The sequence below is a fragment of the Sphingomonas faeni genome (assembly GCF_040407495.1).
Taxonomy (GTDB): domain Bacteria; phylum Pseudomonadota; class Alphaproteobacteria; order Sphingomonadales; family Sphingomonadaceae; genus Sphingomonas; species Sphingomonas faeni_D.
Window position 1 is genome coordinate 215,702 of the sequence record NZ_JAPZPP010000003.1, and the last position, 15,264, is coordinate 230,965.

Annotated in this window: 17 protein-coding genes; 6 read left to right on the top strand and 11 right to left on the bottom strand. The window is 64.7% G+C overall.

The genetic code is table 11. The features are described from left to right. The first annotated feature begins 16 nt into the window (after positions 1-16). Positions 17-1,927 (top strand): phosphomethylpyrimidine synthase ThiC, encoded by a 1,911-nt coding sequence (thiC, locus tag O6W96_RS10905; protein WP_353469566.1) that lies wholly within the window; start codon positions 17-19, stop codon positions 1,925-1,927. A 236-nt stretch (positions 1,928-2,163) separates the two neighbouring features. Here the strand turns inward: thiC and O6W96_RS10910 are convergent, their stop codons facing one another. The 5 genes from O6W96_RS10910 to O6W96_RS10930 form a co-directional block, all read right to left on the bottom strand. Next, entirely contained in the window at positions 2,164-2,778 is a 615-nt protein-coding gene (locus tag O6W96_RS10910; protein WP_353469567.1) for a hypothetical protein, read from the bottom strand. Positions 2,779-2,951: 173 nt separating this feature from the next. Further along, on the bottom strand, positions 2,952-3,227 hold the full coding sequence (locus O6W96_RS10915; protein WP_353469568.1) for a type II toxin-antitoxin system RelE/ParE family toxin: 276 nt from the start codon (positions 3,225-3,227) through the stop codon (positions 2,952-2,954). Then, a complete protein-coding gene (locus O6W96_RS10920; RefSeq protein ID WP_353469569.1) occupies positions 3,224-3,589 on the bottom strand; it encodes a ribbon-helix-helix domain-containing protein in 366 nt (121 codons plus the stop codon). The genes O6W96_RS10915 and O6W96_RS10920 overlap by 4 nt, the downstream gene beginning before the upstream one ends. A 40-nt stretch (positions 3,590-3,629) precedes the next feature. Then, positions 3,630-3,809, bottom strand: a complete 180-nt coding sequence (locus tag O6W96_RS10925) for a Txe/YoeB family addiction module toxin (RefSeq protein ID WP_353469570.1) — start codon at positions 3,807-3,809, stop codon at positions 3,630-3,632. Positions 3,810-3,892: 83 nt separating this feature from the next. Then, complete coding sequence (locus O6W96_RS10930) at positions 3,893-4,147, bottom strand: type II toxin-antitoxin system prevent-host-death family antitoxin (protein ID WP_353469571.1); 255 nt, start codon at positions 4,145-4,147, stop codon at positions 3,893-3,895. Between the two features lie 144 nt (positions 4,148-4,291). Between O6W96_RS10930 and O6W96_RS10935 the strand changes: the two genes are divergently transcribed. After that, complete coding sequence (locus tag O6W96_RS10935) at positions 4,292-5,149, top strand: hypothetical protein (protein WP_353469572.1); 858 nt, start codon at positions 4,292-4,294, stop codon at positions 5,147-5,149. A 36-nt stretch (positions 5,150-5,185) separates the two neighbouring features. Here O6W96_RS10935 and O6W96_RS10940 read toward each other — a convergent pair whose 3' ends face one another. After that, positions 5,186-5,488, bottom strand: a complete 303-nt coding sequence (locus O6W96_RS10940; protein WP_353469573.1) for an alkylphosphonate utilization protein — start codon at positions 5,486-5,488, stop codon at positions 5,186-5,188. Beyond that, positions 5,485-6,180 (bottom strand): uracil-DNA glycosylase, encoded by a 696-nt coding sequence (gene ung / locus O6W96_RS10945; protein ID WP_353469574.1) that lies wholly within the window; start codon positions 6,178-6,180, stop codon positions 5,485-5,487. Before ung ends, O6W96_RS10940 begins: the two co-directional genes overlap by 4 nt. Before the next feature lie 191 nt (positions 6,181-6,371). Between ung and aguB the strand changes: the two genes are divergently transcribed. Continuing rightward, complete coding sequence (gene aguB / locus O6W96_RS10950) at positions 6,372-7,232, top strand: N-carbamoylputrescine amidase (protein ID WP_353469575.1); 861 nt, start codon at positions 6,372-6,374, stop codon at positions 7,230-7,232. Between the two features lie 74 nt (positions 7,233-7,306). On the opposite strand, the gene O6W96_RS10955 is transcribed toward aguB, so the two are convergent. Further along, positions 7,307-9,100 (bottom strand): peptide MFS transporter, encoded by a 1,794-nt coding sequence (locus O6W96_RS10955; protein WP_353469576.1) that lies wholly within the window; start codon positions 9,098-9,100, stop codon positions 7,307-7,309. Positions 9,101-9,216: 116 nt separating this feature from the next. On the opposite strand from O6W96_RS10955, the gene O6W96_RS10960 reads away from it, so the two are divergent. Both O6W96_RS10960 and O6W96_RS10965 read left to right on the top strand, forming a co-directional pair. Further along, on the top strand, positions 9,217-9,792 hold the full coding sequence (locus O6W96_RS10960) for a nitroreductase family protein (RefSeq protein WP_353469577.1): 576 nt from the start codon (positions 9,217-9,219) through the stop codon (positions 9,790-9,792). A gap of 38 nt (positions 9,793-9,830) precedes the next feature. After that, entirely contained in the window at positions 9,831-10,187 is a 357-nt protein-coding gene (locus O6W96_RS10965) for a GntR family transcriptional regulator (RefSeq protein ID WP_056053547.1), read from the top strand. Positions 10,188-10,475: 288 nt separating this feature from the next. Here the strand turns inward: O6W96_RS10965 and O6W96_RS10970 are convergent, their stop codons facing one another. Together O6W96_RS10970 and O6W96_RS10975 are read right to left on the bottom strand one after the other, a co-directional pair. Further along, complete coding sequence (locus O6W96_RS10970) at positions 10,476-11,291, bottom strand: arylamine N-acetyltransferase family protein (RefSeq protein ID WP_353469578.1); 816 nt, start codon at positions 11,289-11,291, stop codon at positions 10,476-10,478. A 518-nt stretch (positions 11,292-11,809) separates the two neighbouring features. Then, a complete protein-coding gene (locus tag O6W96_RS10975) occupies positions 11,810-13,522 on the bottom strand; it encodes an acyl-CoA dehydrogenase (RefSeq protein WP_353469579.1) in 1,713 nt (570 codons plus the stop codon). A 46-nt stretch (positions 13,523-13,568) separates the two neighbouring features. Between O6W96_RS10975 and O6W96_RS10980 the strand changes: the two genes are divergently transcribed. Continuing rightward, positions 13,569-14,582 carry an L-threonylcarbamoyladenylate synthase gene (locus O6W96_RS10980; protein ID WP_353469580.1) on the top strand — a complete coding sequence of 338 codons (1,014 nt, stop codon included), beginning with the start codon at positions 13,569-13,571 and terminating at the stop codon, positions 14,580-14,582. A 107-nt stretch (positions 14,583-14,689) separates the two neighbouring features. Here O6W96_RS10980 and msrA read toward each other — a convergent pair whose 3' ends face one another. Next, positions 14,690-15,229 carry a peptide-methionine (S)-S-oxide reductase MsrA gene (gene msrA / locus O6W96_RS10985; protein WP_353469581.1) on the bottom strand — a complete coding sequence of 180 codons (540 nt, stop codon included), beginning with the start codon at positions 15,227-15,229 and terminating at the stop codon, positions 14,690-14,692. Positions 15,230-15,264 lie beyond the last annotated feature (35 nt).

A 15,264-nucleotide genomic window follows, 5' to 3' on the forward strand; every position in this document is an offset into this window, starting at 1 on the left:
CCGTAGGAGCAAGCGCATGGCCGTCACGCAAAAGACCACCGACATCGGCGTCACCACCGGCCCGATCCGAGGCTCCCGGAAAATCCACGTAGCGGTCCCAACCAGCCCAGACGTCCGCGTCGCCATGCGCGAGATCGTCCTAGACCCAAGCTGCTCCGAGCCCCCCTTACGCGTCTACGACACCAGCGGCCCCTACACCGACCCCCGCGCGAAAATCGACATCAACGCCGGCCTTCCCCAACTCCGCCGCCAGTGGATCGAAGCCAGAGGCGACGTGGAATCCTACGAAGCCCGAGAACTCCGCCCCGAGGACAACGGCCAGCTCGGCCCCGACCGCTCCGGCGGCGTCCCCCAGTTCCCCGCCACCATCAAGCGCCCCCTCCGCGCGCGCGCCGGCGCCAACGTCAGCCAGATGCACTACGCGCGACGTGGGATAATCACCCCCGAAATGGAATACGTCGCCACCCGCGAAAACCTCGGTCGCGCCATGCTCAAGGACTACAAGCGAGACGGAGAATCCTTCGGCGCACAGATTCCCGACTTCGTAACCCCCGAATTCGTCCGCGACGAGATCGCCCGCGGCCGCGCGATCATCCCCAACAACATCAACCACCCCGAATCCGAACCGATGGCGATCGGCCGCAACTTCCTCGTCAAGATCAACGCCAACATCGGCAACTCCGCGGTCGCCAGCAACGTCGCCGCCGAAGTCGACAAGCTCGTCTGGTCGATCCGCTGGGGCGCGGACACGGTGATGGACCTCAGCACCGGCCGCAACATCCACGACACCCGCGAATGGATCCTCCGCAACTCGCCCGTCCCGATCGGCACCGTCCCCATCTACCAGGCGCTCGAAAAGGTCGGCGGCGTCGCCGAGGATCTCACCTGGGAGATCTTCCGCGACACCCTCATCGAACAGGCCGAGCAAGGCGTCGATTACTTCACGATCCACGCCGGCGTGCGGCTGGCGTACATACCGATGACCGCGAAACGCGTCACCGGCATCGTCTCGCGCGGCGGCTCGATCATGGCGAAATGGTGCCTCAGCCACCACAAGGAGAGCTTCCTCTACGAACGCTTCGACGAGATCACCGAGATCATGAAGGCGTACGACATCGCCTACAGCCTCGGCGACGGCCTGCGCCCCGGCAGCATCGCCGACGCCAACGACGAAGCCCAGTTCAGCGAACTCTACACGCTAGGCGAACTCACCCACCGCGCGTGGAAGAGCGACGTCCAGGTCATGATCGAAGGCCCCGGCCACGTGCCGATGCACAAGATCAAGGAGAACATGGACAAGCAACTCGAAGTCTGCGGCGAAGCGCCCTTCTACACGCTGGGGCCGCTGACGACGGACATAGCCCCCGGCTACGACCACATCACGAGTGGTATCGGCGCCGCGATGATCGGCTGGTACGGCACCGCGATGCTCTGCTACGTCACGCCGAAAGAGCATCTAGGCCTCCCCGACCGCGACGACGTCAAGGTCGGCGTAGTAACCTACAAACTAGCCGCCCACGCCGCCGACCTCGCAAAGGGCCACCCCGCCGCCCAGATGCGCGACGACGCGCTTAGCCGCGCGCGCTTCGAGTTCCGCTGGAGAGACCAGTTCAACCTCTCCCTCGACCCCGACACCGCCGAACAATACCACGACCAGACCCTCCCGGCCGAAGGCGCCAAGACCGCCCACTTCTGCTCGATGTGCGGCCCGAAATTCTGCTCGATGAAGATCACGCAAGAGGTGAGGGACTTCGCAGCGAAGCAGAACAGCCCGGCGGATACGTTCCTAGCGGCAGACGTTGACCAGACCGACACCAACCGAGCGATCTTCGCCAAGGGGGCCCACGCCGAAGCCGAAAAAGGCATGGCCGACATGAGCGAAAAATTCCGTGAAAAGGGCAGCGAAATCTACCTGCCAGCGGAGTGATCGTTCAGGCTCGACCCGATCGCATATACCAAAGTCTGACCCATCTCCGTAGTCGCGACGGGCCGGATATGGGCACTCCATGGTAGGCCTAGAATTCCAGAACACCGTACCCAACCCACCCCGTCACCCCAGACTGGTTCCGGGGTCCACCGTCCAGCAAACTCACTGCCTGCGAGTTCGCGGAACGGTGGATGCCGGAACGAGCCCGGCATGACGAGTGCGGAGGTGGCGACCGATCACCTCTCCCCCGCCGGAACGCCAATGTCGGCCAAGCAATCATTGACGCAGTCATTCAAAAGGTAGGACGCCCATTTGCTTTTGTCGGGATAAAATTCAACAGATAGCGTCTGGAATGAGTTTTTCTCATCGCAACTGACATAAAACTTAGCCGAGAATTGTGTCTTGCCGCGCGTGTCTGCGCTGATGATTTCACGATGATCGTCGTTAGAAGGTGATTGAAGTTTAAGGGCGAGGTCGCACGTATCTGATCTTATAATGCCTAAAGTAACGGAAATAATCTCTCCCGATGGAATGAGATCGATTGGGCGTTTCAACTCCTTAAATTCGATGGAAGTCGGCTGAAGTGAAAAATCGGAGCGATCCGCAGTATGAATATCTGAAACAAATATTCTTACATTCTTTGCTGGATTCTTCCCAAAATTTTCAAGATGGAAACCTAGTTCTATTTCCCACGGTGTTTCGGGAGGGTCGCCGGTGTAAGCGCCCAGAACTCCATCGGTCCAATGCCGAACACGAAATTTCGGTCGCCTAAGATAGCTGACTAAATTGAATGTTTGAGAGAGCATAAAACCCAACAGCGCACTCAAAACCGCCAGTAAAATCTTTTCCATACTTATCATGATTTCACCCAAAATTTAGCACGGTACGTTGTGGCTCTAAACGGCTAAATTCGATGATCCGAGTCAACGTCCGAAGGGGGTAATATTTTGGGCGTTTCGCCTTTGAACAAAGCCACTTTTCCATTTTAGATTGGGCGAATATGCGCGAACTAATTTGGGAACAGTCAGGGCGATTCTCGTGCACTATGCACGACCCGTACGATATCCACGCTGTCGCGCTCCACTCGATACAGCACGAGATAGTTGCCAACCGTGATGCTTCTTGCGCCAATCCCGACCTCAGGCCGCGCCGGACCACTTTCAGGAAAGTCGGCTAACCGAGCCACACTCGACACAAGTCGCGCGACCAGTCGTGTTGCCGCATCGGGATCGTGCCGTGCGATATACAGCCATATGTCGTCGACATCGCGTATCGCCTGCGGGAGGCGACGGATCTTCATCCGTGCTTGCGAACCGCCTCACCAGGCCGGCCATCGCGGCGCGCTATATCTGCGGCGTTAAAATTGCCGTCGACGGGAGGGCCACTGCCGATACCCTGAGCCCAGGACCGGCGCAGGGCACCAAGGGTATCGTCGTCGCGATCTCGGCGCGCAGTCATATCCGCCATCGAGTCGTCGGTCGGTTCCGAAGAAAGACCTTCCTCGATCACAGCATTCGACGCCGCTAGTTTTGTAGCATCATCGATGTCGCGCGCAACAAGATCAGCGACATAGGCTTCAAGACTATCATAGCGACCTTCGGCGACTTGCCGCTCGGCCCAAGCCATCAGGTCATCAGGAAGAGATACGCTGATCTGTGCCATGTCCCGATCCTATGCCGTTGCCGGGTACGCGACAAGCACATCAATGATAATAACGGGACTGCGGAACCTGCACCGTCTTCGCGTCACCACTTCCCGTCACGCGGTATGCTAGTCGGTGCTCATGATTTATCCGGCGCGACCACCAGCCCGACGTATTGCCGCCGAGCGGTTCGGGTTTGCCGGTGCCTTTGAACGGATGGCGGCGGCATTCCTCGATCAACGCGTTCAGCTTGCCGAACAGCTTGGCATCGCTCGTTCAAAGGTCGACATATTCAGCCCAAGAGTGCGATGAGAATTGGACGTTCAAGAATGGACCAGCGCGTGCTCTTCGCCGCCGCCAGCATCCAGTTCGGCGATCCCGTCCAACAGCCGCTTCGCATTCGCCGGCGACGCCATCAAATGCAGCGTCTCCTCCATCCCGGCCCATCCGCTCGCCGAGATCAGCACGACATTCTCGCCACGCTCGCGCGTGATCATCACGGGCGCGCGGTCGGCGACGACCTTGTCGAGCACCGCGTTCAGGTTCTCGCGCGCTTCGGAATAGGTCACGGTCTGCATAGGGCAAGGATGCGCGACATTCTGCTCGATGTCGAGAATGTCGGCTGTCGTGACGGATGCCCTCGAGCCACACCTCCTCCACAAAAAGTCCAACAGCCCACGCAAACGCTGTCCTACACGCCGCCCGCCTGATCCGCTCCGGCCATGACCAAACCCACGCGCACGCGCGCTCGCCGCGATGTCATGCCCGACATCGCCCCCGGTCTCGAGCCGGCCACTCCCGAGCCCACCGCACGGACCACCGCGATGACCATCATCGAGGCCGAGCATCTCCCGACGGTTGAGGACTTCGACCTCGCCGAGTATGACTGGGTGCCGGTCCGCCGGAAGGTGCGGCACGATGGCTGGACGGTCGCGACGCAGCAGGCGTTCATCGGCGTGCTGGCGGATACCGGCTCGGTCACGCAGGCCGCGCGCGAGGTGAACATGTCGGCGACCTCCTGCTACCGCCTGCGCCGCGCGGCCGATGGCGCGGCGTTCGCGGCGGCGTGGGATGCGGCGGTGCAGACAGCGTCGCTGCGGCTGGTCGATCTTGCCTTCGACCGCGCGATCAACGGATCGCCCGAGCCGGTGTTCGACCGCGACGGCAACCGCGTCGGCCAGCGCGTCCGCTACAACGATCGCCTGCTGATGTTCCTGCTGCGCGCACACCAACCCGATCGTTATCGCACCCCCGGCCAGTCGCCTGCGCCGGCGCCCATCCCGCTACCGCCGGTCGAGGCCACGCTCGCCGCGCTCGCGCCGCCGATGCCCGCCGAACCGCACCGCCTGATGGCCCCCGAGGCGCTGGCGACCGCGCTCGAAGTCGCCGATATCCGCGCCGAACCCGTGGCCAAGCGCGGTCCTGTGGCCGTACAGCCGTCGCCACTCGGGCCGGCGTTCGAGGCGCAGCTCACCGCCGCCAAGGCGATGATCCCGCCCAAATACCCCGAACGGGTCCGCGCCGAGGCCGAGGGTGAGGATGAAGATGAAAGGCCCCGGCGCCGCCGTTTCCGAGCGTAACTTTATCGTGACCTTTGGCGCCGGCCACCTCCCGACCTACCGCTTCCGAACGAACTCCGCGCGCAGCACCAGCCCCTTGATCCCCTCGTACCGGCAGTCGATCTCCTGCGCGTCGCCGGTCAGCCGGATCGACTTGATCAGCGTGCCGCGCTTGAGCGTCTGCCCCGCGCCCTTCACGGTCAGGTCCTTGATCAGCGTCACCTGGTCGCCGTCCGCCAGCACGTTGCCGACCGAATCGCGCACCACGACCGCGCCGTCGTCCGCCGCCACCGCGGTCGCCGCACCGCCCGCAACCCACTCGCCGGTCGCTTCGTCGTACACATATTCGTCGCTCATCATTCAGTCTCCGGCAGCGCCCAGTCGATAGGAGGGCGTGCGTGGGTTTCGAGAAAGGCGTTGGTCCGGCTGAACGGCCGCGATCCGAAGAACCCGGTCCGTGCCGCCAGCGGCGACGGGTGCGCGGACTGGATCACCAGATGCCGCCCACCCTTAGCAACGTCGTCGACGAACGCCGCCTTCTTCTGCGCATACGCCCCCCACAGCAGGAACACGACCGGTTTGTCCTGCGCGTTCACCGCCGCGATCACCGCATCGGTAAACCGCTCCCACCCCCGCTTCTGGTGCGACGCAGCCTCGCCCATCCGCACGCTCAACACCGCGTTGAGCAACAGCACGCCCTGTGCCGCCCAATGATCAAGCATGCCGTGGCGTGCCCGCGGGATCCCGAGATCCGCCTCCAGCTCCTTGTAGATATTCACCAGGCTAGGCGGCGTCCGCACCCCCTCCCGCACCGAGAAGCTCAACCCATGCGCCTGCCCCTCGCCGTGGTACGGATCCTGGCCGAGGATGACGACCCGCACCTGATCGAGCGGCGTCAGCTCCAACGCCCGAAACCGATCCGCATCCTCCGGAAACACCCGAGCCCCCGCCGCGCGTTCGGCTTCCAGAAACGCATCGAGCGCGCGCATGTACGGCGCGTCGAACTCGGCGGTGAGCGCCTGCCAGCTTGCGGGGAGCTTGTGATCGATCATTCCCGCCGCATGTCGGACAGGGCAGGGGAGTGTCAATCGCCGTTGCCCAAAGCCGTCATCCTAAGCTCGACCCAGGATCCAGAGCCGCAAAGACTGTCCGATCTGGCTCTGGACCCCAGCGTTCGCCGGGATGACGGGAGGGTGACGCGAAACCCTCGCACTTCCCCGCATCCGCTATTATGTGAGCGCCCATGACAGAGATCACCGTCGCCGCGCTGCAGCTGGGCTTCACGCCCAACATCGACCGCAACATCGCGCATGTGTCGCGCCTCGTCCACGAGGCCGCCGCGAAGGGCGCGCAGGTCATCCTGCCGCCCGAGCTGTTCGAGGGCGAATACTTCTGCCGCGTCGAGGACGAGGGCCTCTTCGCCAACGCCGCACCCGTCGGCGAGCACAAGGCGGTGCTCGCGATGCAGGCGCTCGCCGAGGCGCTCAAGGTCACCATCCCGACCAGCTTCTTCGAGGCGGACGGCCCGCATCATTACAACAGCCTCGCGATGATCGGCCCCGACGGCAACATCCAGGGCGTCTACCGCAAGAGCCACATCCCCGACGGCCCCGGCTATGAGGAGAAGTTCTACTTCCGCCCCGGCAACACCGGCTTCAAGGTCTGGCCGCACGCGTCGGAGGCGGGGCGGACGACGCTCGGCGTCGGCGTCTGCTGGGACCAATGGTATCCCGAGACCGCGCGCGCGATGATGCTGATGGGGGCGGAAATCCTGTTCTACCCGACCGCGATCGGCAGCGAGCCGCATGATACGTCGCTGGACACCGCCCGGCTGTGGCGGCGCGCCATGGTCGGTCATGCCGTCTCTAACGTCGTCCCGATCGTCGCCGCCAACCGCGTCGGCGTCGAGCACGGCCAGACCTTCTACGGCACCAGCTTCATCGCCGACGAGCGCGGCGACATTCTCGCCGAACTAGGCCGCGACGACGAAGGCGTAATCACCGCAACGATCGACCTCGACATCGTCAAGCGCCACCGCGCCGCCTTCGGCTTCTTCCGCGATCGCCGTCCCGACCTGTACGGGCGCCTCGTCCAGGACATCTGAAACGCGCCACGGGCGGTGTGAGATCGGCGGCGTCGAATGATCCCCCCCCGGCACAGGGGGAGGGATCATCTCGATTACTGGACCCCGTGCATCCACTTCTTGATCAGTGGCGAGATCAGCAACAGCACGACGCCGATCCCGGCCGAGACCAGGCCGATGGTCCAGAACACGCCCGAATAGGTATCGAGGCTGACCTTCAGGTTGGTCACCTGCCCACCGACCGTCTCGACGCTGGCCACCTGTGCGACGACGCCGGCGACATACTGCGCGACCGAGATCGACAGGAACCACACGCCCATCATCAGCCCGACGACGCGCGCGATCGACAGCTTGGTGATCATGCTCAGCCCGACCGGCGAGATGCAGAGCTCGGCGAACGAGTGGATGAAATACAGTCCGGCGAGCCACCAGATGCCGACCTTGAACGTCGGCCCGACCATGCTCGCGCCCCAGACGAGGAACAGGAAGCCGACACCGACTCCGATCAGCGCAATGCCGAACTTCACGGGGATCGACGGCTCCAGACCCTTGGCGGCGAGCTTGGTCCACAGGATCGACATCACCGGCGCGAGCGCGACGATGAAGAACGCGTTGAAGAACTGCGTCTGGCCGGCGGAGATGCTGAACAGCCCGAACACGCTGAGATCGGTGTTGCGATCAGCGAACAGCGTGAGGCTCGACCCGGCCTGCTCGAACAGCGTCCAGAACACGACGTTGAACACGATCAGCACCATCGCCGCGAGCATCATCTGGAACTCGCGACGCTCGCCGTTGACGAACGACCAGATCAGGATGCCGGGCACCGCGATCAGGAACGTGCCGAACAGCAGTTTGCCCATCAGCGACAGCGAGACGATGTAGCCGACGATCCCGGAGCCCGGCACCGGCGGCACGGCGTTCATCAGGTTGACGAACAGCAGGTAGAAGATCGGGATGCCGAGCAGGGCCGCGGCGTAGATGCCGAGCGCGCGATCGGGACCGGTGCGCACCGGCGGTTCACCGTACCCGTTGAGCTTGCCGCCATCGAACTGGATCAGCGTCCACGAGAACAACATGCCGATCGCGGCCAGGCCGAAGCCCGCCCACCAGCCGAACGCGACCGCAAGGAACGGGCACAGCAGCTGCGAGAACAGCGAGCCGAGATTGATCCCCATGTAGAAGATCGTGAACCCGGCATCGCGGCGCTTGTCGCCTTGCGCATAGAGCTCGCCGACCATCGTCGAGATGTTGGGCTTGAAGAAGCCGTTGCCGACCGAGATCATGCAGAGCGCGAGCAGCATGATCGTGACGTAGAAGCTACTGCGTTCGGCGCCCGATTCGAAGCCACCCTTCTCGACCGTCCGCGCGGTCGAGCCGTCGGGGGCGAGCAGCGAGACGGTACCGTCGTCGTTGCCCTTGATCTTCAGCTTGTTCGCGCCGTCGACGAGATAGCGGACTTCGCTGTCGGCCTGGTCGACGACTTCGATCGCATAACGCTGGTTGGCGATCGTCGCGTACGGCTTGGCGGTCTCGCCGCCGAAGCAGAGCAGCAGATAGCCAAGCGCCATGATGATCGCGCCGAACTTTACGGCGCGCTTCGAGCCGAGATATTGATCCGCGAGGTAACCGCCGACCAGCGGCGTCAGATACACCAGCGCGGTATAACCGCCGTACAGCCCGGTCGCCTCGCGATCGCCGAACACGAAATGCTTGGTGAGATACAGCGTGAGCAGCGCGCGCATGCCGTAATAGCCGAACCGCTCCCACATCTCGGTGGTGAACAGCCGTGCCAGCTGGCGGGGATGCCCGAACCAGGTTTCGCCGGACGCGGGGTTGATATGGGTGATATCCGGCTCTCGCGGGGTGTCCGCGGTCGGGGTGTCCACCATTCTTACGCTCCCTGAACTCGTCTTGGCCGCCGTCGAACGCGAGGCCGTTATGCGCGCGCAACTTAACGACAAAGCCCGGACTGTAAATATCAGACGCTAAAGCCTATCTCCCGGCCATGCTCAACGATCGCTCCACGCCGCTCTCGCTGCTTGCGACCCGCCGTTCGGGCAAGCCGCGCGATCTGATCGCGCCCGGCCCCGATTCCTACCAGCTCGCAACGATCCTCGAGATCGCGGCGCGCACGCCCGATCACGGCAAGCTCGCGCCGTGGCGGTTCGTGGTGGTTGGCGAGGAGCACCGCGTGGCGCTGTCGACGCTGATCACCGACGCCTATCTGGCGGAGCGGCCCACGGCGTCGCGGCTCGAACTCGAGTCGCTCGACCAGTTCGCGCATCAGGCGCCGACGTTGGTCGTCGTGCTGTCGTCGCCCAAGGAGAGCAAGATTCCGGTGTGGGAACAGGAATTGTCGGCGGGCGCGGCGTGCATGAACCTGCTTCACGCAGTCCATGCCGAGGGGTTCGCGGGCGGCTGGCTGACGGGCTGGGCGGCGTTTTCCGATACCGTGCGCGATGCGTTCGGGTCTGCGTCGGAGCGGGTCGCGGGCTTCATGTTCATCGGTACGCCGTCGCGAGCACTCGACGAACGGCCCCGCCCGGATATGGCACGGCTGGTAAGCCATTGGGGTTCTTGAGGACTCGACTTCCTACGCAATTACTGTATTAAGTCACCATGACAGCGCTCAGCAGCGACGACAGCCCCGTATATATCCGCCTCCGCAGCACGATCGCCGCGGGGATTTTACGCGGCGACTATCGCGCGGGGGATCAGTTGCCGTCCGTTCGCGCGTTCGCGGCCGAGCAGGGGGCCAATCCGCTGACGGTCGCCAAGGCGTATCAGAGCTTCCAGGACGACGGCTATGTCGAGGTACGGCGCGGGGTCGGGATGTTCGTAATGCCCGGCGCTGCGGAGGCGCTGCGGGTGGCCGAGCGCGAGAATTTCGTAACGACGCAGTGGCCGCGTATCCTGGGGCATATCGACCTGCTGGGACTCGATGCGCATGATCTGCTGGAGCGTGAGCGGGCGTAACAGCCCTCGCTTGCCGTTCGTCCTGCCTTTCCCGATTCGTCGTACGTCCTGCCCCCCTTCCGTTCGTCCTGAGTAGTCATCGAGTAGCGGCGAAGCCGCGTATCGAGAGGACGTATCGAAGGACAGGTTGGCACGCGGAACCCATGCTTCGATACGCGCCCTCGATACGCTCCTGACGGAGCTACTCGGTCGCTACTCAGCACGAACGGGGGTGGGGGGGCCGGAAAAACTGGCTTCGGACTATGGGGCTCGAACACCGAGCCCGCGGTCATAGCCCCCGCGTCTGTTTCAGAAAATCTCCAGCGCGGTGACATCCTCGACACTCAGGTCGATTCCGAACAACAGGCTCATGCGGATCCGGTACACGCGCGGATCGGTAATCTCGCCCACGCCGGTGTCGGTCCCCGAGCGTCGGCGGTAGTTGCGCCCGATCAGCGACGCGAAGCCGTTCGGCAGGACGATGCTCGCGATCGGGGTATGGGTGAAGCGGCTGGACGGCGCGGTCGAGGTCCAGTGGTTCGACAGCGCGAGATCCGCGTCGAACACCTGCGCGAGCGTGAAGCTGTATTGCGGCTGGAACCCTCCCGTCTCGCCGCGACCGTCGGTGGTCATCGGATCGCCGTCGCGGAGCAGCATCCAGCCTTGCTCGGTTGCTTCCAGCCGGAACCGCGCGCCGTCGGGGGCGGTTGCCTCGGCACCGTCGGCGAGCGGGAGGACGGGCGTGTAGCTGCCGCCGAAGCCGGTGTCGGCGATCCAGTCCTGGCCGTCGATCGTCACCAGCGCGAAGGTGTGCGTGAGCGGCGGCACGTCGGCTGCCGCGATCCAGACGCGCGCGAGCAGCGGGCGGGCAGTGAAGCCGAGTTCCTTGAGCGCATCTAGAAAGAGCCGGTTATGCTCGAAGCAATAGCCGCCGCGGCGTGCGGTCACGAGCTTGGCGAACACCGCCGCGCTATCGATCGCGATGCCGCGGCCGAGGACGACGTCGAGATCCTCGAACGGGATCGAGAGACGGTGCGCGTGTTGCAGGCGACCGAGGCCGATCGAGTCGAGCGTGGGCCGCGCGGGCATCCCGACACGGAGGAGATAGGCGTCGAGGTCGAACATCGGTCGGGCTTTCAGAGATTTTCTACCCCCTCTTACCGTTCGTGCTGCGGGGCCGTCGAGTGGTTGGGGACCAGATGTTGCCCGTGAAGAAGCGCCCCCGTCCCCCGTTCGTGCTGAGCGTAGTCGAAGCACCTGTGCGTGGGAGCATGCCCTTCGACTACGCTTAGGGCGAACGGGAAAAGGGGGGGCGTTGCCTGCCCGTTACTGGTCAGTCGCGATCCTCCCCCGGAAGGGGGAGGTGGCTGGCCCTTGCCAGACGGAGGGGGCGGTAAGGGTTTACCGTCGTTGCGCGTCCTCCCCCGCCGTCACCTTCGGTGCCACCTCCCCCTTGCGGGGGAGGATCGCGACGACCTTCGCTTTGGCACGAACGGGCAGGAGAACTCCGTCATCCTGGGCTCGACCCAGGACCCAGAGCCAGAGGCGTTGCCGTGCCTGGCTCTGGGTCCTGACTTTCGTCAGGATGACGGACGGGGCGGGAGGTGACGGCTGATGGGCTGGGGAATGACTAGCGGAGCGCCTTAGGCTGCGAACAGGTCCGCTTCGATCGAGTAGAGCACCGCCGCACTCGCATTAGCCGCCGCGTTCAGACCCATAGCCTCGGGGACGATCTGGTCGAGGTAGAAGCGCACCGCAGCCGCTTTCATCCGGCCGAAATCGTCGCTGCCGGCCACCCCGCCTTGCCGCTCCATCAGCCAGCCGCAGGTCGCGACCGAGAGCATGGTGAGGAAGGGGTAGCTAGCCGCCAGCTTGTCGTCGGCGTCGCTCGTCGCGAGTTTACGCCCGATCGCTTCGCACGCGTCGACCAAGGCGAGCAGGCGTTCGTCCTTCGCTTCCGCGCGGATGTCGGCGATCAGCGTGGCGAACGCGCCGCCATTGTCGAGACCGAGTTTCCGCCCGACCAGATCCGCCGCCTGGATGCCGTTGGTGCCCTCGTAGATCGGCGTGATGCGGGCATCGCGGAAATACTGCGCGGCGCCGGTTTCCTCGACATAGCCCATGCCGCCGTGGACCTGGATGCCGAGCGAGGCGACTTCGTTGCCGAGATCGGTGCCGTGCGCCTTCGCCAGCGGCGTGACGAGTTCGAGGCGGTTGCGCGCGGCCCGGTCGCCGAGATTGGCGCGATCGACCTGCCCGGCCGCGTAGTAGACGAGTGCGCGTGCCGCCTGCGTCTGCGCCTTCATCCGCATCAGCATGCGGCGGACGTCGGGATGCTCGACGATCTTGACCGAGTCCTTGTTCGGCGAGCCGGCGCGGGCGGACTGGACGCGGTCGAGCGCGTAGGCGACTGCGCCCTGGGTGGCGCCCTCGGCGACCTGGACGCCCTGGAGGCCGACGTTGAGGCGCGCGTTGTTCATCATCGTGAACATCGCGCGGATGCCGCCGAGCTCCGCGCCGATCAGCTCGCCGATGCAGTCGTCGTTGTCGCCGAAGCTCAAGACGCAGGTGGGCGACGCGTGGAGGCCCATCTTGTGCTCGATCGAGACGACGCGGACGTCGTTGAAATCGCCCGGCGTGCCGTCTTCCTGGAGGCGGAACTTGGGGACGAGGAACAGCGAGATGCCCTTCGTGCCCGCGGGTGCGCCCGGCGTCCGGGCGAGAACGAGGTGGACTATGTTCGGCGCCATGTCGTGATCGCCGAACGAGATGTAGATCTTGGTGCCCTTGATGCTCCACTTGCCGTCGCCGAGCGGTGTGGCGGTCGCGCGGAGAGCACCGACGTCGGAGCCCGCCTGCGGCTCGGTGAGGTTCATCGTCCCGGTCCATTCGCCGGTCGCGAGATGCGGGAGGTAGAGCGCCTGCTGCTCAGGGGAGCCGTGATGCTGGAGCGCCTCGATCGCGCCGACGGTCAGCGTCGGGCAGAGCGCGAAGCCCATGTTTGCCGAGCCGAGCGTGTCGAGCACCGCGGTCTGGATCGCGAACGGCAGGCCCTGCCCGCCCCATTCTTCCTCGACGCCGATAGTGCCCCAGCCGCCCTCGACATAATCCTTGTACGCCTGCGCGAAGCCTTCGGGCATGACCACGCCGTCGGGGGTCCACTTCGCGCCGACGGTGTCGCCGGTGCGGTTGAGCGGCGCCCATTCGCCGGCGGCGAGCTGCCCCACGCCTTCGAGGACCGCGTCGACGACGTCGTCGCTGGCGGCGGCATAGCGTTCGGTCTGGGCGATCTCGCCGATCCGCACGACATGATCGAGCACGAAACGCTGTTCGGTGGTTGCTGGAGTGAAGGCCATCGCATCCTCTTATCGCTACGGTTTGGACCCGCTATAGGCCTCCGAAATGGTCCGTCCACACCCACAAATCCGCCGCTACGGAACGGCCGCGCTGGCGCAAGGTGCCGCGCTGATCCGCGCAGGGTGCATCGTCGCGGTGCCGACCGAGACGGTGTACGGGCTGGCCGCGGACGCCACGCATGCGGAGGCGGTGGCGCGGATCTATGCGGCCAAGGGTCGGCCGAGTTTCAATCCGCTGATCGTGCATGTCGCGGATCTGGCGGCGGCGGAGCGAATCGCGGTGTTCGATGCGGATGCGCTGGCATTGGCGGAGGCTTTCTGGCCGGGGCCGTTGACGCTGGTGCTGCCGGTGCGGGCGGAGTCGGGGATCGCTGCGCTGGTGACGGCGGGGCTCGACACGATCGCGGTCCGGGTGCCGCGGCATCGGGCTATGCAGGGGTTGATCGCGGCTTCGGGGCGGCCGTTGGCGGCGCCGTCGGCCAATGCGAGCGGGGGGATCAGTCCGACTTGCGCGGCGCATGTTGCGGGGAGTCTGGGGAGGAACGTGGCGTTGATCCTCGATGACGGGGCGACCGAGGCGGGGCTGGAGTCGACGATCGTGGCTGGGCGGACGGTGCTGCGACCGGGGCCGGTTACGGCAGAGGCTATTCGGCAGCATCTTGAGCGCTCCTCCGGCGGAGGCCGGGGTCCAGTTGAAACGTCGGATGTGACGGGGCGCAACGCTGATCATGATCGTCCCCCAACTGGGCCCCGGCCTTCGCCGGGGGGGAATGGGGTGACGGCGCCGGGGCAGCTTGCGAGTCATTATGCTCCCAAGAAGTTGCTTCGGTTGAATGCGACCGAGGCGGCGTCCGACGAGTGGTTGATCGGGTTTGGCGACGTGGCTGGCGATGTGACGTTGTCGGGCTCGGGTGACCTCGTCGAAGCCGCCGCCAAGCTGTTCGACCTGCTTCATACTGCCGATGCCAACGCCAAGCTGAAGATTGCCATCGCGCCGATTCCGCTCGAGGGTATCGGCGAGGCTATCAACGACCGCTTGCGGCGCGCTGCTCACCGATAATCCGGTCCCCGCGGAGGCGGGGGGCCAGGAGTCAGGTTGGAATACGGTATTCAGCTGGGCCCCCGCGTCCGCGGGGGAACAACTGATCTAGCGTTACTGAACTACCGTTACGCGCTCACCGCCTTCGAGCGCGCCGCGAAGCTCTTGCGCAGTTTCTGCAGCTTGGGGGGGATCACCGCCATGCAATACGGGTTCGAACGACCCGACGTTTCCCAGTAATCCTGGTGATAGCCCTCGGCCTCGTACCACGTGTCCATCGGCTCGATCGTCGTCACGATCGGCTTGGGCGAGTCGGCCTGCGCGCGTACCAGCGCGGCCTCCATCTCGGCCTTCTGCGCGTCGTCCGCCGGGAACATCGCCGAGCGATACTGCGTGCCGACGTCGTTGCCCTGCCGGTTCAGCGTGGTCGCGTCGTGCGTCGCGAAGAAGATGTCGAGCAGGTCGCCGAGCTTCAGCTGTTCGGGATCGAAGCCGATCCGGATCGCCTCGGCATGCCCGGTGTCGCCGCCGCACACCTGTTTGTACGTCGGATCAGGCACATGCCCGCCGATATACCCGCTTTCGGCCGACTCCACGCCGATCACGTCCTTGAATACCGCCTCGGTGCACCAGAAGCAGCCGCCGGCGAGCGTCACATAATCCGTCATCACGATCTCCTTTCTCCCAAGATAGGAAGCCGCTA